Below are 354 nucleotides of genomic sequence, written 5' to 3'. Positions count from 1 at the left end.
CGGCCGCCCGGGGGGGGCTGGGCGCCGCCTCCCGCCCCCCCCCCCCCCCCCCCCCCCCCCCCCCCCCCCCCCCCCCCCCCCCCGGGCCACACGACTCGGGGGTCAGGAGGGGACGACCGGGACCGGCTCCGTGTCCGGGATCGGGGACGCGTCGCGGCCGCGCAGGTCGGGATGCACGCGGTGCGCGAGCGCAGCGACCACGAAGCCGACGAACGCGAAGGCGGCCGCGACCCAGAACGCACCGGCCGGGCCCGTCCCGTCGATGAGGAAGCCCGCGAGCGCCGAGCCCAGCGCTGCGCCGATGAGCTGCCCGGTGCCGACCCAGCCGTACGCCTCGGCCGTGTCCGAGAACTT

At 80.5% G+C, this 354-nt stretch carries 1 protein-coding gene; it reads right to left on the bottom strand.

What is annotated here, in order from left to right; genetic code table 11:
- Nucleotides 1–102: 102 nt before the first annotated feature.
- On the bottom strand, nucleotides 103–354 hold a 252-nt coding region (locus tag ACR9ZG_RS18950), incomplete at its 5' end, for an MFS transporter (RefSeq protein ID WP_481286391.1).

The organism is Leifsonia sp. KNZ12-8B (genome assembly GCF_056755495.1).
The sequence above is the reverse complement of the archived record's forward strand: the minus strand, read 5'-3'. Positions and strand labels throughout refer to the sequence as shown.